The 26,439-nt window shown below is 71.2% G+C and carries 30 protein-coding genes; 15 read left to right on the forward strand and 15 right to left on the reverse strand.

Annotated features, from left to right (window positions below):
- Window positions 1-4 precede the first annotated feature (4 nt).
- The 5 genes from KBO27_RS23025 to KBO27_RS23045 all read right to left on the reverse strand — a co-directional run bounded on the left by KBO27_RS23025 (window position 5) and on the right by KBO27_RS23045 (window position 6,045).
- Complete coding sequence (locus tag KBO27_RS23025) at window positions 5-1,309, reverse strand: class I adenylate-forming enzyme family protein (protein ID WP_210971957.1); 1,305 nt, start codon at window positions 1,307-1,309, stop codon at window positions 5-7.
- Entirely contained in the window at window positions 1,281-1,859 is a 579-nt protein-coding gene (locus KBO27_RS23030) for a biotin transporter BioY (protein WP_307870558.1), read from the reverse strand. The genes KBO27_RS23025 and KBO27_RS23030 overlap by 29 nt, the downstream gene beginning before the upstream one ends.
- A gap of 92 nt (window positions 1,860-1,951) precedes the next feature.
- Window positions 1,952-3,931: an ATP-dependent DNA helicase gene (locus KBO27_RS23035; protein WP_210972049.1), complete on the reverse strand. Its 1,980-nt coding sequence runs from the start codon at window positions 3,929-3,931 to the stop codon at window positions 1,952-1,954.
- 203 nt (window positions 3,932-4,134) lie between these two features.
- Complete coding sequence (locus KBO27_RS23040; RefSeq protein ID WP_210971958.1) at window positions 4,135-4,707, reverse strand: isochorismatase family protein; 573 nt, start codon at window positions 4,705-4,707, stop codon at window positions 4,135-4,137.
- A 45-nt stretch (window positions 4,708-4,752) separates the two neighbouring features.
- Window positions 4,753-6,045 (reverse strand): nicotinate phosphoribosyltransferase, encoded by a 1,293-nt coding sequence (locus KBO27_RS23045; protein ID WP_372448867.1) that lies wholly within the window; start codon window positions 6,043-6,045, stop codon window positions 4,753-4,755.
- Between the two features lie 108 nt (window positions 6,046-6,153).
- On the opposite strand from KBO27_RS23045, the gene clpS reads away from it, so the two are divergent.
- A complete protein-coding gene (clpS, locus tag KBO27_RS23050) occupies window positions 6,154-6,447 on the forward strand; it encodes an ATP-dependent Clp protease adapter ClpS (RefSeq protein ID WP_132625503.1) in 294 nt (97 codons plus the stop codon).
- Window positions 6,448-7,011, forward strand: coding sequence for a DUF2017 domain-containing protein (locus KBO27_RS23055; RefSeq protein ID WP_132679338.1), 564 nt, complete (start codon window positions 6,448-6,450; stop codon window positions 7,009-7,011).
- 27 nt (window positions 7,012-7,038) lie between these two features.
- On the opposite strand, the gene KBO27_RS23060 is transcribed toward KBO27_RS23055, so the two are convergent.
- From KBO27_RS23060 to KBO27_RS23075, 4 genes are read right to left on the reverse strand one after another with little or no spacing between them, the layout of a single operon-like run.
- Window positions 7,039-7,932 (reverse strand): TAXI family TRAP transporter solute-binding subunit, encoded by an 894-nt coding sequence (locus KBO27_RS23060; protein ID WP_210971960.1) that lies wholly within the window; start codon window positions 7,930-7,932, stop codon window positions 7,039-7,041.
- Window positions 7,932-9,278: a sensor histidine kinase gene (locus KBO27_RS23065; RefSeq protein WP_210971961.1), complete on the reverse strand. Its 1,347-nt coding sequence runs from the start codon at window positions 9,276-9,278 to the stop codon at window positions 7,932-7,934. The genes KBO27_RS23060 and KBO27_RS23065 overlap by 1 nt, the downstream gene beginning before the upstream one ends.
- Window positions 9,271-9,975 (reverse strand): response regulator transcription factor, encoded by a 705-nt coding sequence (locus KBO27_RS23070; RefSeq protein ID WP_246537813.1) that lies wholly within the window; start codon window positions 9,973-9,975, stop codon window positions 9,271-9,273. Before KBO27_RS23070 ends, KBO27_RS23065 begins: the two co-directional genes overlap by 8 nt.
- Window positions 9,975-11,273 carry an MFS transporter gene (locus KBO27_RS23075; RefSeq protein ID WP_210971962.1) on the reverse strand — a complete coding sequence of 433 codons (1,299 nt, stop codon included), beginning with the start codon at window positions 11,271-11,273 and terminating at the stop codon, window positions 9,975-9,977. The genes KBO27_RS23070 and KBO27_RS23075 overlap by 1 nt, the downstream gene beginning before the upstream one ends.
- Before the next feature lie 114 nt (window positions 11,274-11,387).
- Between KBO27_RS23075 and KBO27_RS23080 the strand changes: the two genes are divergently transcribed.
- From KBO27_RS23080 to KBO27_RS23095, 4 genes are all read left to right on the forward strand, one after another.
- Window positions 11,388-12,419 carry a P1 family peptidase gene (locus KBO27_RS23080; RefSeq protein ID WP_210971963.1) on the forward strand — a complete coding sequence of 344 codons (1,032 nt, stop codon included), beginning with the start codon at window positions 11,388-11,390 and terminating at the stop codon, window positions 12,417-12,419.
- A 102-nt stretch (window positions 12,420-12,521) separates the two neighbouring features.
- Window positions 12,522-12,977, forward strand: coding sequence for a M67 family metallopeptidase (locus KBO27_RS23085; RefSeq protein WP_132679350.1), 456 nt, complete (start codon window positions 12,522-12,524; stop codon window positions 12,975-12,977).
- 68 nt (window positions 12,978-13,045) lie between these two features.
- Window positions 13,046-13,324 carry a MoaD family protein gene (locus tag KBO27_RS23090; protein ID WP_210971964.1) on the forward strand — a complete coding sequence of 93 codons (279 nt, stop codon included), beginning with the start codon at window positions 13,046-13,048 and terminating at the stop codon, window positions 13,322-13,324.
- A gap of 14 nt (window positions 13,325-13,338) precedes the next feature.
- On the forward strand, window positions 13,339-14,289 hold the full coding sequence (locus KBO27_RS23095; RefSeq protein WP_132679354.1) for a PLP-dependent cysteine synthase family protein: 951 nt from the start codon (window positions 13,339-13,341) through the stop codon (window positions 14,287-14,289).
- 246 nt (window positions 14,290-14,535) lie between these two features.
- Here KBO27_RS23095 and KBO27_RS23100 read toward each other — a convergent pair whose 3' ends face one another.
- Window positions 14,536-15,378 carry an SMP-30/gluconolactonase/LRE family protein gene (locus KBO27_RS23100; RefSeq protein ID WP_210971965.1) on the reverse strand — a complete coding sequence of 281 codons (843 nt, stop codon included), beginning with the start codon at window positions 15,376-15,378 and terminating at the stop codon, window positions 14,536-14,538.
- A 178-nt stretch (window positions 15,379-15,556) separates the two neighbouring features.
- Here KBO27_RS23100 and KBO27_RS23105 point away from each other — a divergent pair, with 178 nt between their 5' ends.
- The 6 genes from KBO27_RS23105 (at window position 15,557) to KBO27_RS23130 (ending at window position 20,097) form a co-directional block, all read left to right on the forward strand.
- Window positions 15,557-16,198 carry a rhomboid family intramembrane serine protease gene (locus KBO27_RS23105; protein WP_307870559.1) on the forward strand — a complete coding sequence of 214 codons (642 nt, stop codon included), beginning with the start codon at window positions 15,557-15,559 and terminating at the stop codon, window positions 16,196-16,198.
- Complete coding sequence (gene murI / locus KBO27_RS23110) at window positions 16,195-17,010, forward strand: glutamate racemase (protein WP_210971966.1); 816 nt, start codon at window positions 16,195-16,197, stop codon at window positions 17,008-17,010. The genes KBO27_RS23105 and murI overlap by 4 nt, the downstream gene beginning before the upstream one ends.
- Window positions 17,007-17,777, forward strand: coding sequence for an MBL fold metallo-hydrolase (locus tag KBO27_RS23115; protein WP_210971967.1), 771 nt, complete (start codon window positions 17,007-17,009; stop codon window positions 17,775-17,777). The genes murI and KBO27_RS23115 overlap by 4 nt, the downstream gene beginning before the upstream one ends.
- Window positions 17,778-17,923: 146 nt before the next feature.
- Window positions 17,924-18,679, forward strand: coding sequence for a ribonuclease PH (rph, locus tag KBO27_RS23120; protein WP_132676472.1), 756 nt, complete (start codon window positions 17,924-17,926; stop codon window positions 18,677-18,679).
- Window positions 18,676-19,281: an RdgB/HAM1 family non-canonical purine NTP pyrophosphatase gene (rdgB, locus tag KBO27_RS23125; protein WP_210971968.1), complete on the forward strand. Its 606-nt coding sequence runs from the start codon at window positions 18,676-18,678 to the stop codon at window positions 19,279-19,281. The genes rph and rdgB overlap by 4 nt, the downstream gene beginning before the upstream one ends.
- Before the next feature lie 57 nt (window positions 19,282-19,338).
- Window positions 19,339-20,097: a sulfite exporter TauE/SafE family protein gene (locus KBO27_RS23130; RefSeq protein ID WP_210971969.1), complete on the forward strand. Its 759-nt coding sequence runs from the start codon at window positions 19,339-19,341 to the stop codon at window positions 20,095-20,097.
- Between the two features lie 196 nt (window positions 20,098-20,293).
- On the opposite strand, the gene bcp is transcribed toward KBO27_RS23130, so the two are convergent.
- Complete coding sequence (gene bcp / locus KBO27_RS23135; RefSeq protein WP_210971970.1) at window positions 20,294-20,767, reverse strand: thioredoxin-dependent thiol peroxidase; 474 nt, start codon at window positions 20,765-20,767, stop codon at window positions 20,294-20,296.
- A gap of 31 nt (window positions 20,768-20,798) precedes the next feature.
- Complete coding sequence (locus KBO27_RS34370; RefSeq protein ID WP_268952480.1) at window positions 20,799-20,930, reverse strand: hypothetical protein; 132 nt, start codon at window positions 20,928-20,930, stop codon at window positions 20,799-20,801.
- 213 nt (window positions 20,931-21,143) lie between these two features.
- Here KBO27_RS34370 and KBO27_RS23140 point away from each other — a divergent pair, with 213 nt between their 5' ends.
- Entirely contained in the window at window positions 21,144-22,877 is a 1,734-nt protein-coding gene (locus KBO27_RS23140) for a pyruvate dehydrogenase (protein ID WP_210971971.1), read from the forward strand.
- Between the two features lie 222 nt (window positions 22,878-23,099).
- Here the strand turns inward: KBO27_RS23140 and KBO27_RS34375 are convergent, their stop codons facing one another.
- Window positions 23,100-23,222 (reverse strand): hypothetical protein, encoded by a 123-nt coding sequence (locus KBO27_RS34375; RefSeq protein ID WP_281420844.1) that lies wholly within the window; start codon window positions 23,220-23,222, stop codon window positions 23,100-23,102.
- Between the two features lie 134 nt (window positions 23,223-23,356).
- Here KBO27_RS34375 and KBO27_RS23145 point away from each other — a divergent pair, with 134 nt between their 5' ends.
- Both KBO27_RS23145 and KBO27_RS23150 read left to right on the forward strand, forming a co-directional pair.
- The gene (locus KBO27_RS23145) at window positions 23,357-24,205 is read left to right on the forward strand and encodes a helix-turn-helix domain-containing protein (RefSeq protein WP_246537814.1); all 849 of its coding nucleotides are present in this window, start codon (window positions 23,357-23,359) and stop codon (window positions 24,203-24,205) included.
- Window positions 24,206-24,400, forward strand: coding sequence for a DUF397 domain-containing protein (locus tag KBO27_RS23150; RefSeq protein ID WP_132625541.1), 195 nt, complete (start codon window positions 24,206-24,208; stop codon window positions 24,398-24,400). It abuts the gene before it with no gap.
- Between the two features lie 52 nt (window positions 24,401-24,452).
- Here KBO27_RS23150 and KBO27_RS23155 read toward each other — a convergent pair whose 3' ends face one another.
- Window positions 24,453-25,934 (reverse strand): PH domain-containing protein, encoded by a 1,482-nt coding sequence (locus KBO27_RS23155; RefSeq protein ID WP_210971973.1) that lies wholly within the window; start codon window positions 25,932-25,934, stop codon window positions 24,453-24,455.
- The gene (locus tag KBO27_RS23160; protein ID WP_210971974.1) at window positions 25,931-26,428 is read right to left on the reverse strand and encodes a PH domain-containing protein; all 498 of its coding nucleotides are present in this window, start codon (window positions 26,426-26,428) and stop codon (window positions 25,931-25,933) included. Before KBO27_RS23160 ends, KBO27_RS23155 begins: the two co-directional genes overlap by 4 nt.
- Window positions 26,429-26,439: the final 11 nt, after the last annotated feature.

Here is a 26,439-nt window from a genome sequence, read left to right on the forward strand (position 1 = left end):
GGGTTCACAGCTGCTCCCCGCTGCTGAGCCGCTCGGCGATCACCGCGCGGGCGGGCTTGCCGGAGGCCGTGCGCGGGAGCGCGCGGGCGGTCAGCCAGCGGCGCGGGCGCTCGGCGGGGTGCAGCTTCCTCCGGGCGTGGGCGCGCAGGTCGGGCAGCCGCGCGTCGCCCTCGACGACCGCGGTGATCAGCGATCCGAAGCGCGGATGCGGGGTGGCGGCGACGACCACGTCCAGCACGCCGTCGACCTCCCGGAGGACCGACTCCACGGCCTCGACCGCGACCAACCGGGCACCGGTGTCGATCACCGCGCCCGCGCGCCCCAGGACCTCCAGCGAGCCGTCGGGATGCTGAACGGCCTGGTCACCGGTCCAGTCGGTGGAGGCGGGGACGAGCTCGCCGCGTTTCAGGTAGCCCTCGAAGGCGAGGTCGGAGCGGACCAGCAGGCGCCCGTCGAGGACCCCGACGTCGACCACCGGCATCAGGCGCTCGTCGTGGCGGACCGCGATCAGCGACTGCTCGGCCGAACCGTAGTACTCGACCAGCCGGCAGCCCGGAAGCGCCTTCGCCAGGCGCTCCGCCAACGAGGGATCGAGCTTCGCGCCACCGCACACCACCACCCGCAGCGCGCACCGCGACCGCAGCAGCGGATCGTGCTCCAGCACGGCCAGCAGCGCCGAGAGCTGGGCCGGGACCAGGTGGACGACGGTCGCGTCGCGGGTGGCCTCGGCGGCCGCCGACGCCGACCAGCGGCCCAGCAGGCGCAGGTCGGCGCCGCCGCTGAGGGCGTGCAGGGCGCCGAACAGGAACAGCGACGAGCACAGCGGCCCGGGGATCAGCACCCGGTCGGACGGCTCCAGCGGCAGTCCGAGGGCGGGGAAGCTGCGCAGCCACGAACCCCGGGACCGGGCCAGCACCTTCGGGCGGCCCGTGGTCCCCGAGGACGTGGGCAGGTAGAACCACGTCGACTCGTCGCCCACCGGCACCTCGGTGCCCAGGTCCTCGCCGAGCGGCGCGTCGGCGTCGAGGAACACGTCCGGGCGAGCGTCGTCCAGCACCGCGTCGAGGTCCGGCCAGTCCGGGTCGACCAGCAGCGACGCGCATCCGGCCAGGTCAGCGCCCAGGAAGTGGATCAGCCGGGCCGTCTCGTCCGAGCCGGAGATCGCCACCCGCGAGCCCGGCGGAAGCCGTCGCGCGACCCGGTGCGCGGCCTCGGCCAGCTCCGGGCCGGTCAGGTCACCGACTCGCGAGGTGGGTTCGCGCCCGAGGATCGGCAGCACGTCAGCCCTCGGCCGGCTGCCGCGCCGCACCCGTCAGCGCCTGCGGGACCGCCCGGTGGACGGCCACCGCCACCAGTGACACGGCCACCAGCTTCACCGCGTCGCCGGGCAGGAACACCAGCGACTGCACCGCCGCCGACGGCAGATCACCGATCATCAGGCCCCAGTAGGGGATGCCGATCAGGTAGTCGGCGGCCACGCCCGCGAGGTTCGCCAGCAGCAGCACCGGGAGCCCCGGCTTCGCCGCGCGCTGCACGATCAGGCCCACGACCAGCGCGGACAGGATCCAGCCCAGCAGGAAACCGCCGCTCGGGCCCAGGAACGGGGCGATGCCGCCGCGCCCACCGGACAGCAGCGGCAGGCCGATCGCGGTCAGCGCCACGAACAGCAGCACCGACGCGGTGCCGCGCCGGGCGCCGAGGATGCTGCCCGCCAGCAGCGGTCCGGCGTTCTGCAGGACGACCGGCACCGCGGCACCGGCGAGGTAGAAGCCGGGGAAGATCCCGAGCACGGCGATGAAGGCGGCGAACACCACGGTGCGCGCGAGGTTCGCGGCCGGCGAGGACGGGCGTTCGGACACGGCAGCGCTCCCAGGGGTCGAGGGGGACCGGATGAAAGTACCCGCAGTCGAGCGCGCGCAGGGAGCGACTGTGGGCAGTTTTACCCGCTCGGTCAGCCCGAGGTGAGGCGCTTGAGCGCGCCCCGGACCACGTCGGGGTCGTGGGTGGTCCAGAACGGCGGGAGCGACGCCCGGAGGAAACCGCCGTAGCGGGCGGTGGCCAGGCGAGGGTCCAGGACCGCGATGACGCCCCGGTCGTTCGGCGAGCGCAGCAGCCGGCCGGCGCCCTGGGCCAGCAGCAGCGCCGCGTGCGTCCCGGCGACGGTGAGGAACCCGTTGCCGCCGTGCTCGGAGATCCGCTGCTGGCGGGCCGAGGCCAGCGGGTCGTCGGGCCGGGGGAACGGGATGCGGTCCATGATCACCAGTTGCAGCGAGTCACCCGGCACGTCCACGCCCTGCCACAGCGACAGGGTCCCGAACAGCGAGGTCTCCGGGGCCTCGGCGAAGCGCTTGACCAGCAGCGCCGTGGTGTCGTCGCCCTGGCAGAGCACCGGCGTGGACAGCCGCTTGCGCAGCTCCTCGCCCGCCTGCTCGGCGGCGCGGCGGGACGAGAACAGGCCCAGCGTGCGACCGCCCGCGGCCTGCACGAGCTCGGTGATCTCGTCGAGGACCTGCGGCGGGAGCCCGTCGCGACCCGGCGGGGGCAGGTGGCGGGCGATGTAGAGGATGCCGCTGCGCTGGTGCTCGAACGGCGAACCGACGTCCATCCCGGTCCACTTCAGCGTGCCGCCGTCCGAGGGCGCCTCCTTCGCGGTGGCCATCCCGGCCGCGGACTCGACCTGCTGCTGCGGCGGCAGGCCCCACTGGCGGGCCAGCGTGTCGAACGAACCGCCCAGCGACAGCGTCGCCGAGGTCAGCACCGTCGTGCGCTGGCCGAACAGCCGGTCGCGCAGCAGGCCGCCGACGCCGATCGGCGCCACCCGCACCGCCTTGGGCCGGTTCGGCTCGTGGGAGACCCACACGACGTCGTGCTGCTGCGCCTCGTCGAAGGCCTCCAGCAACCGGACCGCCGTGTCGTGCACGTCCTCGGTGAGCGCGTGCGCGAGCTTGCGGGCGGTGCTGCCCTCGACGTCCTCCTTGCGCTCCGGGCCCAGCGCCGAGATGCACGCCCACGCGGAATCGCGGACCACGGTGACCGCGCGGCCGAGGGCTTCGGGAAGCTCCTCCAACCGGCCCTGCGCGGAGTCTTCGAGGACCAGTTCCAGTCCTTCGGCGGCCTCGTCGAGGCGGTCGGCGGTCTCCTCGTCGATGGCCCGGCCGCAGCGGCGTGCGGCCAGCTTCACCGCGCTCGCGGTGAGCTCGCCGGTGGCGGCGGAGGTGACCCGGTCCACCAGGTCGTGGGCCTCGTCGACCAGCACCACGTCGTGCTCGGGCAGCACCGGGCGGTCGTCGAGGGCGTCGATGGCCAGCAGCGCGTGGTTGGTGACCACGATGTCCGCGCGTCCGGCCGTGGCGCGGGCGCGCTCGGCGAAGCAGTCGGTGCCGACCGGGCAGCGGTGCACGCCCAGGCATTCCTTCGCGGTGACCGACAGCTGCCGCCACGCCTGATCGGTCACGCCCGGCACCAGCTCGTCGCGGTCACCGGTCTCGGTCTCGGTCGCCCACTCCTGCACCCGCTGCACCTGGCGTTCCAGCGCGGAGGCGGCGAAGGCGTCGAACAGCGCGTCCTCGTCCGGCTCCGACGGCGCGTTGCCGTGGATGCGGTTCAGGCACAGGTAGTTGCGACGTCCCTTGAGGATCGCGAACGTCGGCTTGCGGCCCAGGGTTTCGGCCAGCGCGTCCGACAGCCGAGGCAGGTCGCGGTCGACCAGCTGGCGCTGCAGCGCGATCGTCGCGGTCGACACGACCACGGTCGTGCCGTCGGCCACCGCGTGCCGGATCGCCGGGACCAGGTAGGCCAGCGACTTGCCGGTGCCGGTCCCCGCCTGCACGGCGAGGTGCTCACCGGTGGTGATGGTGTGCTCCACGGCCTCGGCCATCTGCGCCTGACCTTCGCGCGGCACGCCGCCGACGGCCGCCACGGCGACCTCCATCAGGGTCGCGAGGTCGGGGATGTCCTTCCGGGCTCTGCCCAGCGGCAGCTCTTCGGAGCCGGCCCGGTTCGCGCGCTCCAGGTCGGCGACGATCTCCGGTGGGAGCTCGTCGGCGTCATCGGACTCGAACGCGACCGGGTCGGACCATCGCGGGACAGAGGTGGGCACCCGGGAAATCTACCGCCGACCCCCGACGCGACGAGTCAGGAGACCACCACGGGGTCTCCCAGGAGGTTCGCGCCTGCTCCGCCGAGCTCGTCGAGGGCCTGCTCGACGGTCGCGCGCGACACGCCGGCGGTGAGCTGGAGGTGAACGGTGGTGCCCAGGCCCGCCTTCAGCGCGTCGAGCGCGGTGGCCCGGACGCAGTGGTCGGTGGCGATGCCGACGACGTCGACCTGGTGCACGTTCCGCTCCCGCAGCCAGGTCAGCAGGTCCAGGTCGGTGCGGTCCACGCCCTCGAAACCCGAGTAGCCGTCGCTGTACTGGCCCTTGGAGAACACCGCGGTCACCGGGCTGACGTCCAGTTCCGGGTGGAACGCGGCGCCCGCCGTGCCCGCCACGCAGTGCCTCGGCCAGGAGCGCACGAAGTCGGGGTCGTCGCTGAAGTGGGTTCCCGGGTCGACGTGGTAGTCGCGGGTGGCCACGACGTGCTCGTGCTCGGAGTCGGCCAGGAACTCCGAGATCGCGGCCGCGACCCCGGCGCCCCCGGCGACGGCGAGCGCTCCGCCCTCGCAGAAGTCGTTCTGCACGTCCACGATGATCAAAGCCCTGCTCATCGCGCCTCACCTCCTGCGGATTCGATGCCCGATTCTTTCGTAATGTCAGGCCCCGAGGAAGGTCGTGGGGATGGCGGGTTCGCCGTTGGACAGCTTCAGGCCCTCCCACGGCAAGGTCACCAGGGCGCGGCGCAGCCGTTCGCGGTCCTGCTCCAGCGTCGGCAGGTCGTCGGCGAGCTTGCCGTCGCGGATCAGCGGGATCTGCAGGTGGCGGTCGTGCGATCCGAGCGCCGGCTCGGCCTCGACACCGTAGACGACCTCCTCGACTGCGGTGCCGGTCTCCTTGTAGCGGCGGATCGCGGCCTTGCGGCCACCGCGCGACTCCTTGTGCGAGCTGCGCTTGGCCACCGGCCGGCCGTCGACCTCCACCAGCTTGTAGACCATCTCGGCCGTGGGCGCCCCCGAGCCGGTGACCAGCGACGTTCCGACGCCGTAGCCGTCCACGGGCTCGGCGCGCAGCGAGGCGATGGCGTACTCGTCGAGGTCGCCGGAGACCACGACCCGGGTGTTGGTGGCGCCGAGGCGGTCGAGCTGCTCGCGGGCCTGGCGGGCCAGCACGCCCACGTCACCGGAGTCGATGCGCACCGCGCCCAGGCCGGTCCCGGCGGTCTGCACGGCCAGGTCGATGCCCCGGCTGATGTCGTAGGTGTCGACCAGCAGCGTGGTGCCGGTGCCCAGCGCGGCGATCTGCGACTCGAACGCCGACTGCTCCGAGTCGTGCAGCAGCGTGAAGGCGTGCGCGGCCGTGCCCGTGGTGGGGATGCCGTAGCGGCGCCCGGCCTCCAGGTTGGAGGTGGCGGTGAACCCGGCCAGGTAGGCGATGCGCGCCGCCGAGACCGCGGATTCCTCGTGCGTGCGGCGCGAGCCCATCTCGATGATCCGCCGCCCGTTGGCGGCCGAGACCATGCGCGCGGCAGCGGCGGCGATGGCGCTGTCGTGGTTGAGGATCGACAGCACCACGGTTTCCAGCACGACGGCCTCGGCGAAGGTGCCGCGCACCGTCAGCAGCGGCGAGCCGGGGAAGAACAGCTCGCCCTCCGGGTAGCCGTCGATCTGCCCGCTGAACCGGTAGTCGCGCAGCCACTCCAAGGTGAGGTCGTCGACCACGCCGTGCTCGGCGAGCTGGGCGATCTCGGCTTCGCCGAACCGGAAGTTCTGCACCGCGTCCAGCACCCGGCCGATGCCCCCGGTCACGCCGTAGCGGCGCCCGTTGGGCAGCCGCCGGGTGAACACCTCGAACGTGCACTCGCGGTGCGCGGTCCCGTCACGCAGAGCGCTGGCCAACATCGTCAACTCGTAGTGGTCGGTCAGCAGCGCGGTGCTAGAGCTCATGAGCATGAGATTACGTGGTGCCTGTGGGGGATCGGTGCGGTGAACCCCGAAGGCTCGTCACGATTTGTTCGTGCGGTGGGCACGGTGGTGAGGGGGTCGTGCGACGATGGGGGCATGACCTCGCCCGCTGAAATCGAGCGCGCGCAACTCGAGCAGGACGCCGAAGGCACGACGGACAAGCCGTGGGTGACCGTGGTCTGGAACGACCCGGTCAACCTCATGTCCTATGTGACCTACGTGCTCCAGAAGATCTTCGGGTACTCCCGGGATCACGCTACGAAGTTGATGCTGGACGTGCACCACAAGGGCAAGGCGGTGGTTTCCTCGGGTTCCAAGGAGAAGGTCGAGGGCGATGTGGCGAAGCTGCATTCCGCCGGCTTGTGGGCGACGATGCAGAAGGATTCGTGAGTGGACGGCTGGACCCGCAAGAACGGTCACGTGCAGGCCGAGCTCTCCCAGCAGGAGGCGGCCGTCATCCGCGGCCTGGTCGGGCAGATCAAGGACATGCTCACCGCCCGCGCCGACGAGGCCCCCAAGGATGAGCTCGCCGAGCTGACCGGCATCCGCACCGGACCGTCCACGCCCCCGGAGGACCGGGTGGTCGCGCGGTTGCTGCCGGACTTCTACCGGCGCGACCCGGTCACCGGGGACACCGACGAGGAGGAGACCGACGCCGCCGGCGCGATGCGTTCGCTGCACGAACCGGCGTTGCTGGAGGCCAAGACCGGCGCGGCCCAGCTCGTCCTGGAGACCTGCCCGCCGATGGGCGGCAAGGTCAAGCTCACCAGCGAGCAGGCCGACAACTGGCTGACCGCCCTCAACGACGTCCGGCTGGCGCTGGGCACGGCGCTGGACGTCGAGGACGACATGCCCGACGAGCTCCCCGAGGACGACCTCCGCCGCGAGCACCTCGGCGTCTACCAGTGGCTCACCTGGGTCCAGGACTCCCTCGTGGGGGCCATGCTCGGCTGAGGCCGCGAGCTTTCGACGCGAACCGTTCTAGCCGTGGAGGTCGCGGTAGGTCGTCGTGGCGCCGGGGTGGAGGGGGACCTCGCCGGTGCCGATGAGGTTGCGGACGTCCAGGAACTGGGTCCCGACGGTCTCGCGCGGCACCAGGAACGGAGCCCGGCGCACCAGCACCCGGACCACCGCCGCCGCGAGGTCATCGGGCAGGTTCGGGGTGCAGGCGAGGATGTTCGGGACGCCGATGGTGGCCGTCCCCGAGGTGTTCCGGTACGCGCCCGGGGGCACCTGGAGCTGGTCGCAGACGGGGGTGCAGCGGGCGGCCGCCGCGTTCAGCGGGAGCAGGCGGATCCCGATCCGGTCGTCGAGGGTCTTCAGCAGCGGGGTCGGAAGTCCGCCCGACCACAGGAAAGCCTCGATGCGGCCCTGCTCCAGCGACCGAACCGCCTCCAGCAGCGGGAGCATCTCGGTGCGCAGGTCGGGCCGGTCGGCGAACAGGCGCGCACCCATCAGAGCGGTGCCGGACCGCGGAGCGCCGATGGACACCGAACGCAGCTCGGAGAGGTCGCGGACCGGGGAGTCGGCGGGCACCACGAGCTGCGTGTAGTTCTCGTAGACCCGGCCCACGGCCTGCAGCGGGACGCGCGGCCCGAGCTCTCCGGCGAGGGCGGAGTGCGCGGCGTCGGCCAGCACCATGCCCAGGTCGGCGCGGCCGTCGCGGAGCATCTCCAGGTTGTCCACGCTGCCCTGGCTGGGCAGCACCACCGGGTGCACGTCGGGTTCCGCCGCGGCGATCTCGGCGCCGAGCAGCGTGCCGAAAGCCGTGTAGAAACCGCCGGGTTCGCCCGAGGCGATGCGCAGCTCGCGCACCGGCTCGGCGCGTCCGCACGCGGCCAGCAGGCCCAGTCCGAGGAACGCGCGCCGTCGCATCACCGCACCTCCGGCAGGTCGAGGTGCACGGTCAGGCCGTGCGGTCGCGTGCGCGCGATGCGCATCTCGCCGCCGTGCGCGGCGAGCAGCTGCCCGGCGATGGCCAGCCCGAGCCCGCTGCCGCGGCTGCCCCGGTGATGATCGGCCCGCCAGAATCGTTGCGCCGCAAGCGAGATCTCGTCCTCGGTCAACCCGGGCCCGGTGTCGGCCACGGTGAGCGTTCGCCCGTCCCAGCTCACCTCGACCGAGGCGCCGGGCGCGTACTTCACCGCGTTGTCCAGCAGGACGTCCAGCACCTGCGCCAGGTCCTCGGTGGACAGAGCCACCCGCGCTGGTGCCGCCTCGGGTGCGGTCAGCGAGATCCCGGCGTCCTCGGCCGCGGAACGCCACGCCTGCACGCGATCGGCGATCGCCGCCGCCACGTCCCCCGGCTCACCGGACGCCGGTGCGCGGTCGGCGTTGGCCAGCGCCAGCAGCCGGTCCAGCAGCGCTTCCAGCCGGTCGACCTCGCCGACCGTGGAGCGGTAGGTCCGCTCGCCGTCGGGGGTGATGCGCCGCTCCAGCGCGTCGACCCGCAGCCGCAGCGCGGCCATCGGGTTGCGCAGCTGGTGCGAGGCGTCGGCGACCAGGCGTCGCTGCCGCTCGTCGGCCTCGGCCACCGCCTCCGACATGCGGTTGAACGACGCGGCCAGTTCCCGCAGCTCAGGCGGGCCGGCATCGACCGGGACGCGGGAACGCCGGGACCCCGCGCTGATCGCCCGGACCCCGGCGCCCAGGTCGGCCAGCGGCCGCAGCACCCAGCGGGCCAGCACCAGCGCGAGCAGCCCGCACACCACCAGCGCCGACAGCGCGCCCGATGCGATCAGCGCCCAGTGCGCGGCGATGTCGGCGGTGGCCCGCCGCACGGAGGCCTCCAGCACGACCGCACCGGTCACCCGCGTCCCGTCGCCGACCGGGCGGTAGCGGACCAGCTGCTCCCGCGACCACGGGCGCAGCCACTGCACCGCCCCCGCCGGCTCGTTGCGCAGCGCCTTGTCGATCGGCCCGGCCACGTCGGCGGCGCGCACCCCGCCGGTCTCCACCACAGGAGCGCGGGCGGCGTCGACGACGACCAGGGGTTCGCCGTAGAGGTCGGTGTAGCGGCGGGCCTCGGCGCGCAGCACCGCGGCGTCACCGGTGCCGAAGGCGTGATCGGCCAGCCCGGCGAAGCGATCGAGGTCGGCGTTGCGGGCCAGCACCAGCTGCTGGGTGCGCTCGGCGGCGGTGGCGCGCAGCAGCGGAGCCGCGAACCCGGCCACCGCCAGCACCGAGAACGTCAGCAGCACCAGCAGCAGCCGCTTACGCATCGTCGCCCAGCCGGTAGCCGAATCCGCGGATGGTCACCAGCAGTTCCGGGCGGTCGAGCTTGGCGCGCAGCTGCGCGATGTGCACGTCCAGCGACCGCGACACCGCCAGGTAGGCGTCGCCCCACACCTCGTCCATCAGCCGCTGCCTGCTCACCGCCGTGCCGGCTTCGGAGGCCAGGATCGCCAGGACGTCGAACTCCTTCGGGGTGAGCTCGACCTCGCGGTCGGCGACCTGCACGCGCCGGGTCCGCAGGTCGATCCGCACGTCGGCGACCTCGACCTGATCGGAGCCGGGGGAGGGGCGCCTGCCGCGCCGGACGACGGCCTCGATGCGGGCCAGCAGCTCGGCCATCCGAACGGGTTTGACCAGGTAGTCGTCGGCGCCGGAGCGCAGGCCGCGCACGACCATCCGCTCTTCGCCGCGTGCGGTGAGCACCACGACCGGCACGGGGCCGATGCGCCGGAGCTTGCGCAGCACCTCCAGGCCGTCGGCGTCGGGCAGGCCGAGGTCGAGCAGCACCAGGTCGTGGTCCCGGTGCCGCAGCAGGGCGTCCGAACCGCGGCTGACGCGCGTCGTCCGGTGCCCGTGGGAGTCGAGGACGTCGACGAGCGCGTCAGCCACGCCGTCGTCGTCCTCGACGAGCAGAACCCGCACCGGCCACACCTCCGAGGGCAGAGTATGGCCGGTGCCGGTCATCAGCTCCCCATCCGGGAATCCTTCGACGTCTCCCGCATCCGCAGGTAGACCAGCAGCGAGATCAGCACGCAGCCGGAGACGTAGTAGAAGAACACGCTCTCCATGCCCGCCTGCTTGAGCCACAGCGCCACGTACTCCGACGTGCCGCCGAAGATCGCCACGGTCAGCGCGTAGGGCAGACCGACGCCGAGGGCGCGGATGTTGGTCGGGAACAGCTCGGCCTTCACGATCGCGTTGATCGAGGTGTAGCCGGTGACGATGATCAGACCGCCCATCATCAGCAGGAACGCCGCGAACGGGTTCTGCGTGCCGCCGAGCACCGTCATCAGCGGAACGGTCAGCAGGGTGCCGCTGATGCCGAAGAACATCAGCAGCTTGCGGCGCCCGATCCGGTCCGACAGCGCACCCGCCAGCGGCTGCAGGACGCCGAAGGCCAGCAGGGCGAAGAAGTTGATCCACGCGGCCGTGGGCTTGTCGATGCCGCCCGTGTTGACCATGTACTTCTGCAGGTAGGTGGTGTAGGTGTAGAACGCCACCGTGCCGCCGAGGGTCAGGCCGACCACCAGCAGGCACTCCCTCGGGTACTGCAGCAGCGCCTTGACCGTGCCCTGCTCGGCACCGGACTCCGACGAGCTCTTGTAGCTCTCGGTCTCGTCCATGCCGCGCCGCAGCCACAGCACCACCAGCGCGCCGATGGCGCCGATGACGAACGGGATCCGCCAGCCCCAGGCGTCCATCTGCTCCTCGGCGAGGACCTGCTGGAGGATGATCTGCACGCCCAGCGCGACCAGCTGACCGGACACCAGCGTCACGTACTGGAAGCTGGAGTAGAAACCGCGCTTGCCCTCGGTGGCGACCTCCGACAGGTAGGTCGCGGAGGTCGCGTACTCGCCGCCGACCGAGAGTCCCTGCAGCAGGCGGGCGGCCACCAGCAGGAGCGGCGCGGCGAGGCCGATCGAGTCGTAGCCCGGCGTCAGCGCGATGATCAGCGAGCCGAACGCCATCAGCGTCACCGACAGGGTCAGCGCCGCGCGCCTGCCGAAGCGGTCGGCGTAGCGGCCCAGCATCCAGCCGCCCAGCGGGCGCATCAGGAACCCGACGGCGAACACGGCTGCGGTGTTGAGCAGCTGCGCGGTCGAGTCACCCTTCGGGAAGAACGTCGCGGCGAAGTAGACGCTGAACGCCGTGTAGGCGTACCAGTCGTACCACTCGATGAGGTTTCCGATGGAACCTCGCACGACGTTGCCGATCACTCGGCGTTCGGAGCGCACCGCCACGTCGCGGTTTGCAGTCGTCATCTCAGCCTCCAGGTCTTGCGAGCTGAGAAGTGACGATGAACAGGTGGCGACGGCAGGACAACGGTCGGCGGGTTTCCTTTACATCGGGCTAACGTGATCGACAGGAGGTGCGCGATGCCGTTGCAGCCTGGTGAACTGGACGCGCTGGTCGACGTGGAGGGTCTGCTGGTGGGCCACGACCAGCGGCTCGACGAGCGCTGGGCGACCGGTGCGACCGCCGTGATCGCCCCCGGCGGCGCGACCGCGGCCGTCGACGTGCGCGGGGGAGGGCCGGGCACCCGCGAGACCGACGTGCTCGAACCCAGCCACCTCGTGCAGCGGGTGAACGGCGTGATGCTCGCGGGCGGCAGCGCCTACGGGCTCGCCGCCGCCGACGGCGCGATGCGCTGGCTCGGCGAGCGCGGCCACGGCGTCCCGGTCGGCGGACCCGGCCAGGTCGTGCCGGTGGTGCCCGCCGCGGTGATCTTCGACGTGCCGATGAACGACTGGGGCAACCGGCCCGACGCCGACTTCGGCTACCGGGCCTGCGACAACGCCACCCGCACCGAGACCCGGCAGGGCAACGTCGGCGCCGGGACGGGGGCCGTGGTCGGGCCGGTCAAGGGCGGTGTGGGCACCGCCAGCGCCGTGCTGCCCGACGGCACCACCGTCGCCGCGCTGGTCGTGGTCAACGCCGCCGGATCGGCCATCGATCCCGACACCGGACTGCCCTGGACCGCCACGCCCGGGCTCCGCGCTCCCGATTCCCAGGAGGTGGAAGCCGCGCGGCCGCGTTACGAGGGGCGACCCGGCCGCAACGGACCCGTCGACCGGCCGCTCAACACCACCCTCGGCGTCGTGGCCACCGATCTGAAGCTGAGCAAGTCCGAGTGCAGTCGCCTGGCCGTGGCCGGTCACGACGCGCTGGCGCGCGCGGTCCGGCCCGCTCACCTGCTCGTCGACGGCGACACCGTGTTCGGCCTGGCCACGGGCACCGGCCACACCCTCCCGGAGCCGGGGGAGCCCGGCTGGGCGGCACGATTGGACCAGGTCAGCGCAGTGGCGGCCGAGGTCGTCGAGCGCGCCATCGTGCGCGGGATGCTCGCGGCCGAGCCGGTCGGGGAGGTGACGTGCTACACGCGCCTCTATCCCTCCGCGCGGGAATGAATCATCGTGGAACGTCGTTTGCCGAAACGACGAACCCGCACCGGTTCGCCCGCGGTTTCCAGATGCTGGGAGACCGGTGCCCCACCTACTAGGATGGTTGCTGTGCTGGTGATCCGACGCGACCTCGTGGATGCGATGGTCGCGCATGCCCGACGGGACCACCCCGATGAGGCGTGCGGCGTGATTGCCGGACCGGAAGGGTCCGACCGTCCGGAACGCTTGATCGAAATGATCAACGCCGAGCGTTCGCCCACCTTCTACCGGTTCGACTCCGCCGAGCAGTTGAAGGTGTGGCGGGGCATGGACGCCGCCGATGAAGAGCCGGTGGTCATCTACCACTCGCACACCTCTACCGAGGCCTACCCGTCGCGCACCGACGTCTCCTACGCCTCGGAGCCCAACGCGCACTACGTGCTCGTGTCCACGCGGGACCCGCAGACCCATGAGCTGCGTTCCTACCGCATCCTCGATGGCCAGGTCACCGAGGAGCCGGTGGAGGTCGTGGAGTCGTACATGTTCGCCCACACCGGTAGCGACGAGGTTCCCGACCGCGACTGATCCGCGGCTCGCCCGAAGACCGTTGTTCGCGTTCCCTATGTAGTCCTTTGTGGACAGGAGGATTCCCCATGGCAGTCAACGTTTCCATCCCCACCATCCTGCGGACCCACACCGATGGGCAGAAGTCCGTGGAGGCCAAGGGCGACAACCTCGCCGCGGTGATCGACGACCTCGACGCCAACTACAACGGCCTCAAGGACCGGCTGGTCAAGGAGGGCAACCTGCACCGGTTCGTCAACGTCTACGTCAACGACGAGGACGTCCGCTTCGCCGGTGGGCTGGAAGCCCAGGTCTCCGACGGCGACAACGTCACCATCCTGCCGGCCGTCGCCGGCGGCATGAGCTGACGCGGGAGGACCCCGTGGCTCGATTCGACTCGCTGCTCGACGCGCTGGGTGAGACCCCGCTCGTCGGGCTGCCGCACCTCTCGCCCGCACCCGACGTGCGGTTGTGGGCGAAGCTGGAGGACCGCAACCCGACCGGCTCCATCAAGGACCGGGCGGCGTTGAACATGATCGAGGCCGCCGAGAAGGAAGGCCGGCTCACCACCGGCTGCACCATCCTCGAACCCACCTCGGGCAACACCGGCATCTCGCTGGCCATGGCCGCCAAGCTCAAGGGCTACGGCCTGGTCTGCGTCATGCCGGAGAACACCTCCGAGGAACGGCGCCAGCTGCTGCAGGCCTACGGTGCGCGGATCATCTCCTCGCCCGCGGCCGGCGGGTCGAACCAGGCCGTGGCGATGGCCAAGGAACTGGCCGAGCAGAACCCCGACTGGGTCATGCTCTACCAGTACGGCAACCCCGCCAACGCCGACGCCCACTACCAGGGCACCGGGCCGGAGATCCTGCGGGACCTGCCGAGCATCACGCACTTCGTGGCCGGTCTCGGCACCACCGGGACCCTCGTGGGCGTGGGCCGGTACCTGCACGAGCACAAGCCCGGCGTTCAGGTCGTGGCCGCCGAGCCCCGGTACGGCGAGCTCGTCTACGGGCTGCGGAACCTCGACGAGGGTTTCGTGCCGGAGCTCTACGACCCGGACGTGCTCTCGCGGCGGTTCTCCGTCGGGTCCTACGACGCCCTGCGCCGGACCCGGCAGCTGCTGGAGAACGAAGGCATCTTCGCGGGGATCTCCACCGGCGGGGTCCTGCACGCGGCCCTGACGATCGCCGAGAAGGCGGCCGCAGCCGGGGAGTCCGCGGACATCGCGTTCGTCGTCGCCGACGCCGGCTGGAAGTACCTCTCCACCGGCGCCTACAGCGGCACCATCGATGAAGCGGCCCAACGCCTCGAAGGCCAGCTCTGGGCCTGACCCCCCAAGCACGAGAACCCCGCCTCCCCCGAGGAGGCGGGGTTCTCGCTGTTCAGGCCCGGGTGCGCACCGCTCGACCCGGAATACCGCAGTAATCAGAACCCGGATTACCGCCGTAATCGGGGACCTGAATACGGCCGTAATCCGGACCCTGAATACCGCCGTAATCGGGCACCTGATTACTGCCGTATTCGCGTCACCCCGGAGCCGGAGCCGGAGCCGGAGCCGGAGCCGGGGTGGGGGTGGTCAGCCTGTGAAGGCGAAGGCTCGGAGGCCTTCCGTGGTGGTGCGGAGGGTGAGGACCGCGCCGTCCGTGGTGGTGGGGGACGGGAGGTCGTCGCGGGCCGTGGTGATGTAGAGGTCCTGGAGGTCCTGGCCGCCGAAGCAGAGGTTGGTGGGGCGCTGAGCCGGTAGCGGGATCGTCTCCGCGAGCTCGCCGCTGGGGGCGTAGCGGTGGAGCTCGCCCTTGTCGCGGACCGCCGTCCAGAGGGAGCCGTCGGTGGCCACCGCCAGGCCGGACGGCTGGCCGCCGACCTCGCAGAGGGTGCGCCGGTTGCCCATCAGGCCCGCGTTGACGTCGAAGTCGAGGACCTCGATGCGGCCGGTGCCCGCGTCGGCGATGTAGAAGCGGGAGTCGTCAGGGCTGGTGGCCAGCCCGAACCCGGCCCTGAGGTCCTTGATGATCACGCCCGCCGAGCCGTCCGGGTTCACCCGCGCCAGCCAGCCGTCGCCGGACTCGTCCTCGCGCATCGTCGTGGCCCACAGCCGACCCTTGCGGTCGATCATCGTGGCGCCGGCCCGCACGCCCTCGCGGGCCCAGTAGACCAGCCAGGTGCGCTGCTCGCCGTGGGCGTCGAACAGCGCGATGCCCTCCTGCAGGTGCAGCACCAGGCCGCCTCGGCTGCGGGGCTTCGCGCCTCCGGTCTGCTGCTGCAACGTCATCGTCGCGTTCGCGTGACCCGGGCGGTAGCGGTGCACCTCGCCCGCCCGCGGATCCGTCCACAGCAGGGTCTCGGTGCCTACGTCCCAGGTCGGCGCCTGTCCGGAACGCGCCGTCGCCTGAACTGCGATGTCGACCTGGGCGTGCACACTTCACCTTTCGACCACCGGACGCAACGGGGTCGAACCCTACCGCGAAGATCATCCGATGGGGCCGGATGGCCGAAACCCCGGTGATCCGAAACGCACTCGATGCTCAATCGCGGCGCGGTCGGAATCAGGGTCGATCCCGATCCCGGGGGTCATTCCTGACGCTAGGCTCGAAGGTGTGACACGCCCGATGGAACGCCCACGTCCGCGAGTGCTGCCCGCGAATCCGCTGCGGGCCGCGTTCGGCATGCTCGTCTGCATCGCGGTGCTGTTCGGCATCGAGTTCTACGACGCGGCGACCCCGGCGCCCAACCTGGCGGAGGACCTCGACGCCAACGGCGTCCTCCCGCGCACCGTCGACGGTCTCGACGGCATCCTCTGGGCGCCGCTGCTGCACTTCGGCTGGCAGCACCTGATCAGCAACTCGCTGCCGCTGTTCGTGCTCGGCTGGCTGCTGCTCGCGGGCGGGATCCGCCAGTTCATCGGCGTCACCGCCGTGGTGTGGATCGTCGCCGGCTTCGGGACGTGGCTGATCGGCGCTCCCGGCTACCACGTCGGGGCCTCCGGCGTGATCTTCGGCTGGATGGTGTTCCTGCTGCTGCGCGGGTTCGCCCAGCGCAGCATCGCCCAGATCCTGGTTGCGGTGGTGCTGTTCTTCTACTGGGGCGGCATGCTCTGGGGCGTGCTGCCCGGCCAGCCCGGCATCTCCTGGGAGGGCCACCTCTTCGGCGCGGTCGGTGGGGCGATGGCCACGTGGCTGGTGGCGCGCAGCACTAGGCGGCGGGTTTCGGGCGCCGAGCCTGGCACACTGGCCGGGTGACCAACGCTCCGATCGGGATCTTCGATTCCGGCGTAGGCGGGCTGACCGTGAGCCGAGCGATCATGGACCAGCTGCCCGGTGAGACCGTCCACTACGTCGGTGACACCGCCAACGCCCCTTACGGGCCGATGCCGCTGGCCGAGATCCGCTCCCGCACCTTGGCGATCACCGATGCGATGGTCGACGAGGGCGTGAAGATGCTGGTCATCGCCTGCAACACCGCCTCATCGGCCTGCTTGCGCGACGCCCGCGAGCGCTACTCCATCCCCGTGGTGGAGGTCGTGCTGCCCGCGGTCCGCAGGGCTGTGGCCACCACGCGCAACCGGCGCGTCGGCGTCATCGGCACCGACGCCACCATCCGCTCCCGCGCCTATGACGACGCCTTCACCGCCGCACCGGACATCGAGCTGACCACGGCGGCCTGCCCGCGGTTCGCCGACTTCGTCGAGCGCGGCATCACCAGCGGCCGGCAGGTGCTGGGACTCGCGCAGAACTACCTCGACCCGCTGCAGCAGGCAGGCGTCGACACACTCGTGCTGGGGTGCACGCACTACCCGCTGCTGACCGGTGTCCTGCAACTCGCGATGGGCGAGCAGGTCACGCTGGTGTCCAGCGCGGAGGAGACCGCCAAGGACGTCGTCCGGGTGCTCACCGAGCAGGACCGGCTCGCCGAACCGGACAACCTGCCCGAGCACGAGTTCCGGGTCACCGGCGAACCCGAGCGCTTCGCCCGGTTGGCCCGCCGCTTTCTCGGTCCGGCTCCCTCGGCCGATGCCGTTCTGCCGCTTCGCGTGTCAGGCTCTGTCGCATGAAGCTGACGGTCCTCGGCTGCGCCGGGAGCATTCCCGGGCCAGACTCGCCCGCGTCCGGATACCTGCTGGAATCCGGTGACACCCGCATCGCGCTGGATCTGGGCAACGGCACGCTCGGCGCGATGCAGCGCTTCATCGACCCGTTCGACCTCGACGCGCTGTTCTTCAGCCACCTGCACCCCGACCACTGCGCCGACTTCGGCGCGCTGACGGTGTACCGGCGCTATCGGCCCCAGCCGCCGTACGACGCGCGCGCCCGGCGGCTGCCGGTGTTCGGCCCGGACAACGCCCCGGACCGGCTCGCCGCGCTGTACGCGCCCACGGCCGCCGAGCTCGCCGAGACCGACCTGTCCGACGTCTTCGACTTCCGCCCGGTCGGCACCGAGCCGGTGACCGTCGGGCCGTTCACCATCCGCGCGGTCGAGGTCGCCCACCTGTGCCCGACCTGGGGATTCCGCGTCGAGGCCGAGGGTCGGGTGCTCGCCTACACCGGTGACACCGGGCCGTGCGGTCAGCTCGACGAGCTGGCCTCCGGTGCCCACGTGCTGCTCGCGGAGGCGTCCTGGGAGCACCACGAGGACGCGCCGATGAACGTCCATCTCTCCGGCCGCCAGGCCGCCGAGGTCGCCAAGACCGCGGCCGCCGAGCGCTTGCTGATCACCCACCTGGTGCCCTGGACCGACCACGGCGCCATCCACACCGAGGCCAGCGCCACCTTCGACGGCCCCACCCAGCTGGTCCAGGCGGGCGCCACCTACGAGGTCTGAGGGAATTCGAATTTCGCGCGAAATTCGAGTCCGAACTTTCGCGCTCGAATTTCGCGCGAAATTCGAATGGGGGCTCGGTCGCCGGGGTGGGCCGGTGCGACCGGGGCCTTCGTCGGCCGGTCGGGGCCTGGGCTTAGGGTTGAGCTGTGGCTAGAGCGGATGGGCGTAGTGACGATCAGCTTCGCGATGTGAAGATCACGCGGGGATACCAGGACTGGCCTGCGGGTTCGGTGCTGGTGGAGTTCGGCCGTACCCGGGTGCTGTGCGCGGCCAGCGTGCAGGAGGGCGTTCCGCGCTGGCGGACCGGATCCGGGCTGGGCTGGGTCACCGCCGAGTACGCGATGCTGCCCTCGGCGACCAACACGCGCGGCTCCCGCGAGTCGGTGAAGGGCCGCATCGGCGGCCGCACCCACGAGATCTCCCGGCTGATCGGCCGGTCCCTGCGCGCCTGCATCGACATGGCGGCGCTGGGCGAGAACACCATCACCCTGGACTGCGACGTCATCCAGGCCGACGGCGGAACCCGCACCGCCGCGATCACCGGCGCCTACGTGGCGCTGGCCGACGCGGTGACGTGGCTGGGCGCCGCCGGTCGGCTGTCCGACCCGAAGCCGCTGTCCTGCGCGATCCAGGCGGTCAGCGTGGGCGTCGTCGACGGCCGCGTGCGCCTGGACCTGCCCTACGAGGAGGACTCGCGCGCCGAGGTCGACATGAACGTGGTCGCCACCGACCACGGCACCCTGGTCGAGGTGCAGGGCACCGGCGAGGGCGCCACCTACACGCGGTCCACCATGGACAAGATGCTCGACTTCGCGCTGGCCGGATGCGGTGAGCTCGCTCGCTTGCAGGAAGCCGCGCTCGCCGAGCCGTACCCGGGTGAGCTGCCCGGGAGCGCGGCATGAGCCGGTTGCTGCTGGCCACCCGCAACCAGAAGAAGCTGGTGGAGCTGCGCCGCATCCTCGAAGCCGAGGGCGTCACGGGCCTGGAAGTCGTGGGACTGGCCGATGTGCCGGAGTTCCCGGAAGCGCCGGAGACAGGTGCCACCTTCGAGGACAACGCCCTCGCCAAGGCCGCCGACGCCGCTCGGGCCACGGGGCTGCCCGCCGTCGCCGACGACTCGGGCCTGGAGATCGACGCGCTCAACGGGATGCCGGGCGTGCTCTCGGCCCGCTGGTCCGGTGCGCACGGCGATGACCAGGCGAATCTCGACCTCGTGCTCGGTCAGATCAAGGACGTGCCGGACGAGCGGCGCGGTGGGGCGTTCGTCTCCGCCGCCGCGCTCGTGCTGCCCGACGGCGGCGAGACCGTGGTGCGCGGTGAGTGGCGCGGCACGATCATCCGGGAATCCCGGGGCGACAACGGCTTCGGCTACGACCCGATCTTCGTGCCCGAGGGCGAGACCCGCACCAGCGCGGAGCTGTCCCCGGAGGAGAAGGACGCCGACTCGCACCGCGGCCGGGCCCTGCGCCTGCTGCTGCCGTCGCTGCGCGAACTCGCCACTTGACGTGATGTCGCTCGCCCCGGTGGGGGTCTGACCGGGATCGCCGGTTAACTTCGGTGCGTGTTCACCGAGTGGTTTGAACTGGCCCTGCTCGTCGTCGTCGGATTCCTGTCCGGCGCGGTGAACGCGGTGGCCGGTGGCGGTTCCCTGCTGGTGTTCCCGGCGCTGCTGGCGACCGGGATGCCACCGCTGGTGGCCAACGTGACCAACTCGGTGGCGCAGGGGCCCGGTTTCGTGGGCGCGGCGGTCAGCCAGCGCGACGACCTCACCGGCAGTCCGCGCAGGCTGTGGACCACGTCGATCGCGGCGTGCGTGGGTTCGGCTGTCGGCTGCGGGCTGCTGATGGTGCTGCCGGGCGAGGTCTTCGACGCCGTGGTCCCGGCGCTGGTGGGGCTGTCGGCGGTGCTGATGGCCTTCCAGAACACCATCCGCAAGTGGCTCGGCTCACCGGCCGAGGGCGCCCCGGACCGCACGGTGCTGCTCACCGTCGGGATCTTCCTCGCCTCGATCTACGGCGGGTACTTCGGCGGAGCGCGCAGCGTCATCCTGATCGCGATCCTCGTGCTGGCCGCGACCGACAGCATGCGCAGGCTCAACGCGCTCAAGAGCTGGTTGGGCATGATCGGCAGCGCCGCCACGCTGGTCGTCTACGCGCTCATCGCCCCGGTGGACTGGGTCGCGGTGGCGATGCTGGTGCCCACCACGGTCATCGGCGGCTACGCGGGCGGCAAGCTCGCCCAACGCCTCCCGTCGACCCTGCTCCGCTACCTGGTGGTCGTCATCGCAGCAGGCGTCGCCATCTACATGGTCCTGGACTGACGTGACGGGCGGCGGCAGCCGCCGTTTCAAGTGCGGGACTCAACTCGCACCGCCGCGGGTTCTCAGACGTCGTCTGGGGAGGACAGCCGAAGCGCCGTGTATTGGTCATACACAAGTCTCGGCTCCCGGAGCCAGACGGCGTCTGAGGTTCCGCTACCCGCACCGCTGAGCAAGGTGATCGCTCTGCGGAAGAGGATCAGGCGCCGATTTCCCTGCGGAGTCGGTCGACGTGGCCTGTGGCCTTGACGTTGTAGAGGGCCTTGGCGATCTTGCCGTCGGGGTCGACGACGAAGGTCGAGCGGATGACGCCCTGCACGACCTTGCCGTAGTTCTTCTTCTCGCCGAAGGCGCCCCACGCGGTCATGACGGCGCGGTCCTCGTCGGACAGCAGCGGGAACGTGAGTCCTTCCGCGTCGCGGAACTTCGCGAGCTTCGCCGGCGTGTCCGGGGAGATGCCCAGGACGTCGAAACCGGCCTCGTTGAGCTCGGCGAGGCTGTCGCGGAAGTCGCACGCCTCCTTGGTGCAGCCCGGGGTGCTCGCGGCGGGGTAGAAGTAGACGACGACCGAGCGGCCGCGGAAATCGCTCAGCGAGACGGTGTTGCCGTCGGCATCCGGCAGCGAGAACTCGGGCGCGGCGTCGCCGTCGGAGAGTCGGTTCTGTTCGCTCATGCCCGCGACGCTAGCCGATGGGCCGGACGGCTCATTCGGGCAGCGCCGCCCCGCCCGCGGCGGGCGTGAGCTGAGACACCTGCTCGATGGCCGGTTGCGCCGGCTGCTGCTGGGCGACGAGGAATCCGCCGAGGATCAGTCCGGCGAGCGCCGAAGTGGTCACGGCAATGGCGCACCTTGTGTAGACGCGGACGGACACCGTCGAAATTCCTTTCGCAGGGCGGGAAATCCGCATTCGGTGCGGACATGGTGGTGATCGCCGGTATCGCCGGGATCGTTACCCGTGTCCCTCGATCGGGCTACCGGGTTGCGGGGGTGATGGGCCGCGCGTAGACGGGAGGGTGGCCCATTCGATCGTGGTTCACGGAGGAAGCGCATGCCGACCGTCGCCGAACAGTTCATCGAAGTCCTCGTGCAGGCCGGTGTGAAGCGCATCTACGGGATCGTCGGAGACAGCCTCAACCCGGTGGTCGACGCCGTCCGCCGGACCGAGGGCATCGAGTGGGTGCACACCCGGCACGAGGAGGCGGCGGCGTTCGCCGCGGGCGCCGAAGCGCAGGTCACCGGCCGGCTCGCGGTGTGCGCGGGCAGCTGCGGTCCGGGCAACCTGCACCTGATCAACGGGCTCTACGACGCGCACCGCAGCGGAGCACCGGTGCTGGCGCTGGCCTCGCACATCCCGTCGGCGCAGATCGGCACCGGTTTCTTCCAGGAGACGCACCCGGAGGAGCTGTTCAACGAGTGCAGCCACTTCTGCGAGATGCTCTCCCAGCCCGAGCAGATGCCGAGGCTGCTGCGCTCGGCGATCCAGGCCGCGGTCGGTCGCCGCGGGGTGTCGGTACTGGTGCTGCCCGGTGACGTGGCCGAGGAGTCGGCGGCCAAGCCGACCGGCCACGGCGTGGTCGACTGCGATCCGCCGACGCTGCTGCCCTCGGCGGAGCAGGTCGCGGCGCTGGCGGAGAAGATCAACCGGGCCGAGCGGCCGATGATGTTCTGCGGAGCGGGTTCTCGCGGTGCGCACGCCGATGTGATGGAGCTCGCGGAGAAGATCAAGGCGCCGGTCGGGCACGCGCTGCGCGGCAAGGAGTGGATCCAGTACGACAACCCCTACGACGTCGGCATGAGCGGGCTGCTGGGCTACGGCGCCTGCCACGAGGCGATGCAGAAGGCCGATCTGGTCCTGCTGATGGGCACCGACTTCCCGTACGACAACTTCCTGCCGCAGGCCAACACGGTGCAGGTCGACATCGAGCCGACGCACCTGGGCCGGCGCACGGTGCTGGACCTGGCGGTGCACGGCGACGTCGCCGAGACGATCCGCGCGGTGCTGCCGAAGGTCAGCGCCAAGACCGACCGCTCCTACCTGGACCGGATGCTGCGCGAGCACGCCGGACAGCTGGAGAAGGTCGTCGACGCCTACACCCGCAACGTCGAGTCGCAGGTGCCCATCCACCCCGAGTACGTCGCCGACGTGCTCGACGACCTGGCCGCCGACGACGCGGTGTTCACAGTGGACACCGGGATGTGCAACGTGTGGGCGGCCCGCTACATCACGCCCAACGGGCGCCGCCGGGTGCTCGGGTCGTTCGTGCACGGGTCGATGGCCAACGCGTTGCCGCAGGCCATCGGCGCGCAGTTGGCAGCACCGGACCGCCAGGTGGTGTCGATGTCCGGTGACGGCGGGCTGGCGATGCTGCTGGGCGACCTGCTGAGCCTGCGGACCCACCGGCTGCCGGTGAAGACCGTGGTGTTCAACAACTCGTCGCTGGGCATGGTCAAGCTGGAGATGCTGGTCGACGGGATGCCGGACTTCGGCACCGACCACGACAGCGTCGACTTCGCCGCGATCGCCCGCGCGGCCGGGATCAACTCGGTCCGGGTGGAGAAGCCCGGCGAGGTCCGCGACGCGCTCGCCGACGCGCTGTCGCGACCGGGCCCGGCGCTGGTGGACGTGGTGACCGACCCGAACGCGCTGTCGCTGCCGCCGCACATCACCGGCGAGCAGGTCAAGGGCTTCGCCCTCGCCGTCAGCCGCACGGTCCTCTCGGGAGGCGTCGGAAAAATGGTGCAACTAGCCCGAAGCAACCTCCGCAACGTGCCCAGGCCCTGAGTGTTGTCTGTGGTCGTTGTGCTTGGCGGTGCGGGTGGCGGAACCTGAGACGCCGCCTGGACTCCGTGCGCCACTCCTGATGTATGTCCAATGCACGGCGTCGCGGCGTACTCGCCAGACGACGGCTCAGAAACCCCCGGCAGGGGACGGTACGGCGGTGCCGGTTGCGAGGGTTGCTTTCACGCCTCGCGGCTGCGCCGCTTGCGATCCCCGGGCTGCCGGTCAGTCGCGGTTGCGGCGGGGTGTGAGGCGGCCCGCTCTGAGCCAGAGCAGCAGGCCCATTCCGAAGAACACGGCCCAGACCAGCACGGACACGACCATCAGCAGGTACACGTGGAATGTCACCCCCCATGACGTGGCGGTCCGGCCCACCCCTCGGACCGCCCCGACAAACAACCCGCCCAACAAGCATCCCGGGAAGATGTCGTACGGGTGATCGGGATGTGACTCGTTGTGGTGGGCCGGGCAGGATGGGGGCCATGACAGTCAGTCCCACGGTTCGCCGCCGCAGGCTGGCCGCCGAATTGCGCAGACTGCGCGCGCATTCGGAGGTCACCCAGCAGCAGGCGGCCATCCACCTCGGTTGCACGCAGGCGAAGATCGGCCGCTTCGAGACCGCGAAGAGATCCCCGTCGGTCGGCGACGTGTCCGCGTTGCTGGACTTCTACGGGGTGGACAACGCCGAGCGGGAGCAGTTGATCAACCTGGCCCGCGACGCCCGCAAGCGCGGCTGGTGGCATTCCTACAGCGACGTGCTGCCCGAGTGGTACGAGACCTACGTGGGTCTTGAGGCGGAGGCGTCCAGCATTCACACCTACGAGTCCGAAGCGATCCCCGGATTGCTGCAGACGCGTGAATACGCCTACGCCATCACCAAATCCACGCTGATCCGCGCGCACGACGCGGAGATCGGCCGGCGCGTGGACCTGCGCATCCAGCGCCAGGAGCGGGTCACCGGCGACGACCCGCTGGAGCTGTGGGCGGTGGTCGGCGAGGCCGCGCTGCGCCGTCCCGTCGGCGGTGATGGCGTGCTGCGCAGGCAGCTGGAGCACATCCTCAAGCTGGGTCAGCTGCCGAACGTGACGTTGCAGGTGATGCCGCTGGACGCCGGAGCGCATCCGGCGCAGGCGGGTCCGTTCGTGATCCTGCGCTACTCCAACCACATTGACCCGGACGTGGTGTATCTGGAGACCCATGTGGGTGGGCTGTACCTGGAGCGCGAGATCGAGCTGACGAACTACGCCACGATGATGGACCATTTGAGAGCGCATGCGGTAGACCCGGAAGGTTCGGTCGATTTCATCCAACAACGCATAGGAGAGCTTTAGATGGCGGAAATATCCGGCTGGCGCACCAGTTCCCGCTCGCAGGGGCAGGGCCAGTGCGTCGAGGTCGGCTTCGGGTCCGATCACGTGGGTGTGCGGGACACCAAGAACCGGGGGGCGGGGCGCATCGAGTTCGCCTCGCAGTTGTGGCAGGAGTTCGTCGGCGGCCTCAAGAGCGGCCGGTTCGACCTGGACTGAACCAGAGGGGAGCGCGCTGATTCGGGGGGCGCTCCCCGCCAGCAATCGGAAACTATTCCACCGCAACGCGTTCCAGGAACGGCGCGAGCAGGCCAGGGACGGCTTCGTCGGCCATCGCCAGGCCGTCGCCGGTGCGGACGTCGTAGATCCGGTAGAGGCTCGACCCGGCCGCCGTGGTCGCGCCGACGGTCATCAGGTCCGAGCGGCGCTGGAACACCGTGCGGGAGATCCGCCAGCCGATGATGTTCTCGCGTTGCAGCGCGACCGTGCGGCGAAGCGCGCTTCCGTTGCGCGCCACCAGATATCGATCGTCCATCGCGTGCCCGAGGGCGCGGTGGGCGTCGACGGCGAAGCCCAGGCCCGCCACCAGCGCGAGCACCACGAGGGCGACGGCGAAGGTGGCCGGGATCCAGCCCGGCACCGCCGGGACCGCCACCACGACGGCGACCGCCAGGGCGCACAGCAGCGCCCAGCCGATCCGGCGCCGCAGCGCGGCCCTCGGGTGCGGGGTGAGGGCGATGTCGAAGGGCTGATCGCGCAGCACCGCCGCCGCGACCCGCCGGGCCTCGCCGCGGGGAGCGGGCGGCAGCAGGACCTTGCTGTCCGGCTGCTTGTTGTCCTGCTTCTGCTCCTGCAGACCGGTCGCGACCGCCGCCAGCTTGGCGCCGCCGGCCAGCCGCAGCGGCAGCGGTTCGCACAGCTCGACGCCGCGCAGCCTGCGCTCCTCCAGCGACAGCGACCGAGTGGTGAGCAGGCCGCGCTTGACGCGCAGTGTGCCCGGTTCGCGGGAGAGCCGGAAGCCCCACCACATCTCCAGCGACAGCAGGAACGCCCCGATCACCCCGACGACCAGCGCGATCGCGGCCACCACGAGCACGAACGCCACGATCCCCAGCGAGGTGACGGCGCTGCCGAGCGCGTCGAAGACGCCCCACTTGCGCAGCAGCTGGTCGAAGGAGCCGACCGCCGATCCGATCGCGCCCCAGACCACCAGCATCAACGACACGGTCAGCGCCGAGTAGCCGAGCCACTTCGGTTCGAGCCGCGACAGCACGCCCTCGTCCGGCGACTCCTCCACAGTGGACCCGCCGAGGGTCATGTCGCGGCGCAGCGCCTCGGCCGCCGAGCGCCTGATCGACTGCAGCCGGATGGTGGCCTCGGTGCCCTGCGCGCCGGTGCTGATCTTCACCGTGGTCAGGGCGAACAGCCGTTCGTGCGGCGCCGCGGTCAGGTCCACGGTGCGGATGCGATCGCGCGCGAGGGACCGGTGGTTGCGGAACAGGCCGCCGAGCTGCTGCTCGAAGCGCTCCTCGGTGATCCGGTACCGGTAGAACACCCACTGGTAGGTGGCGGCGCCCGCGACGAGGAGCGCGGTCCCCAGACCGATCAGGAACGTGATGAGCACCGGCGTGGTCCCGGCACCCGCGATGACCATGACCAGCAGCGTGGCCAGCGCGGGCGCGGCCACGACCGCTCCCGCCGCCGGGATCGACTTCGCGTCCAGCCGGTGCCACTGCCCGTCGACGGCGCTCACGTCGCGTCTCCCGGCGTCGCCTGGGTCGCGGTGGTGAGCTGCTCGACGACGGCGGCCGCCTGCTCGCGGTCCATGCCGTCGATGTTCAGCGGCCCGGCCGCCGACGCGGTGGTGACGGTGACGCTGGAGAGGTCGAACAGCTGCTGGAGCGGTCCGCGCACGGTGTCGACGGTCTGGATCCGCGACATCGGCGCGATCCGCCACTCCTGCCGCAGCCAGCCCGCCGAGGTGTAGACGGCGTCGTCGGTGATCTCCCACCGGTGCACCCGGTAGCGCCACTGCGGCATGACCGCCGTGTAGACCGCGCCGAGCACGGCGATCAGCACCGCGGGCAGCAGCAGCCAGAAGCGGGCAGGTGCGATGAGGATCCCCAGCACCACGAGCACGATCACCGGCGGCAGCACCAGCGCCAGGGCCTGCGCCGTCCACCAGGCGATCGCCCGGCGTTCCACCCGGTTGCGCGGCGGGCGGAGCCGCAGTCCGTCTTCAGGCATCGTCGAGGCCC

The organism is Saccharopolyspora endophytica (genome assembly GCF_018070075.1).
Lineage (GTDB): Bacteria > Actinomycetota > Actinomycetes > Mycobacteriales > Pseudonocardiaceae > Saccharopolyspora > Saccharopolyspora endophytica.

What these genes read in the sequence shown, in the direction of transcription:
- KBO27_RS23035 (WP_210972049.1), bottom strand. Translation starts at nt 3,931, where the DNA reads ATGGAGGTCGCCGTGGCGGCCGTCGGCGGCGTGCCGCGCGAAGGTCAG.
- KBO27_RS23040 (WP_210971958.1), bottom strand. Translation starts at nt 4,707, where the DNA reads ATGAGCAGGGCTTTGATCATCGTGGACGTGCAGAACGACTTCTGCGAG.
- KBO27_RS23045 (WP_372448867.1), bottom strand. Translation starts at nt 6,045, where the DNA reads ATGCTCATGAGCTCTAGCACCGCGCTGCTGACCGACCACTACGAGTTG.
- clpS (WP_132625503.1), top strand. Translation starts at nt 6,154, where the DNA reads ATGACCTCGCCCGCTGAAATCGAGCGCGCGCAACTCGAGCAGGACGCC.
- KBO27_RS23060 (WP_210971960.1), bottom strand. Translation starts at nt 7,932, where the DNA reads ATGCGACGGCGCGCGTTCCTCGGACTGGGCCTGCTGGCCGCGTGCGGA.
- KBO27_RS23065 (WP_210971961.1), bottom strand. Translation starts at nt 9,278, where the DNA reads ATGCGTAAGCGGCTGCTGCTGGTGCTGCTGACGTTCTCGGTGCTGGCG.
- KBO27_RS23070 (WP_246537813.1), bottom strand. Translation starts at nt 9,975, where the DNA reads ATGACCGGCACCGGCCATACTCTGCCCTCGGAGGTGTGGCCGGTGCGG.
- KBO27_RS23075 (WP_210971962.1), bottom strand. Translation starts at nt 11,273, where the DNA reads ATGACGACTGCAAACCGCGACGTGGCGGTGCGCTCCGAACGCCGAGTG.
- KBO27_RS23080 (WP_210971963.1), top strand. Translation starts at nt 11,388, where the DNA reads ATGCCGTTGCAGCCTGGTGAACTGGACGCGCTGGTCGACGTGGAGGGT.
- KBO27_RS23090 (WP_210971964.1), top strand. Translation starts at nt 13,046, where the DNA reads ATGGCAGTCAACGTTTCCATCCCCACCATCCTGCGGACCCACACCGAT.
- KBO27_RS23115 (WP_210971967.1), top strand. Translation starts at nt 17,007, where the DNA reads ATGAAGCTGACGGTCCTCGGCTGCGCCGGGAGCATTCCCGGGCCAGAC.
- rdgB (WP_210971968.1), top strand. Translation starts at nt 18,676, where the DNA reads ATGAGCCGGTTGCTGCTGGCCACCCGCAACCAGAAGAAGCTGGTGGAG.
- bcp (WP_210971970.1), bottom strand. Translation starts at nt 20,767, where the DNA reads ATGAGCGAACAGAACCGACTCTCCGACGGCGACGCCGCGCCCGAGTTC.
- KBO27_RS23140 (WP_210971971.1), top strand. Translation starts at nt 21,144, where the DNA reads ATGCCGACCGTCGCCGAACAGTTCATCGAAGTCCTCGTGCAGGCCGGT.
- KBO27_RS23145 (WP_246537814.1), top strand. Translation starts at nt 23,357, where the DNA reads ATGACAGTCAGTCCCACGGTTCGCCGCCGCAGGCTGGCCGCCGAATTG.
- KBO27_RS23150 (WP_132625541.1), top strand. Translation starts at nt 24,206, where the DNA reads ATGGCGGAAATATCCGGCTGGCGCACCAGTTCCCGCTCGCAGGGGCAG.
- KBO27_RS23160 (WP_210971974.1), bottom strand. Translation starts at nt 26,428, where the DNA reads ATGCCTGAAGACGGACTGCGGCTCCGCCCGCCGCGCAACCGGGTGGAA.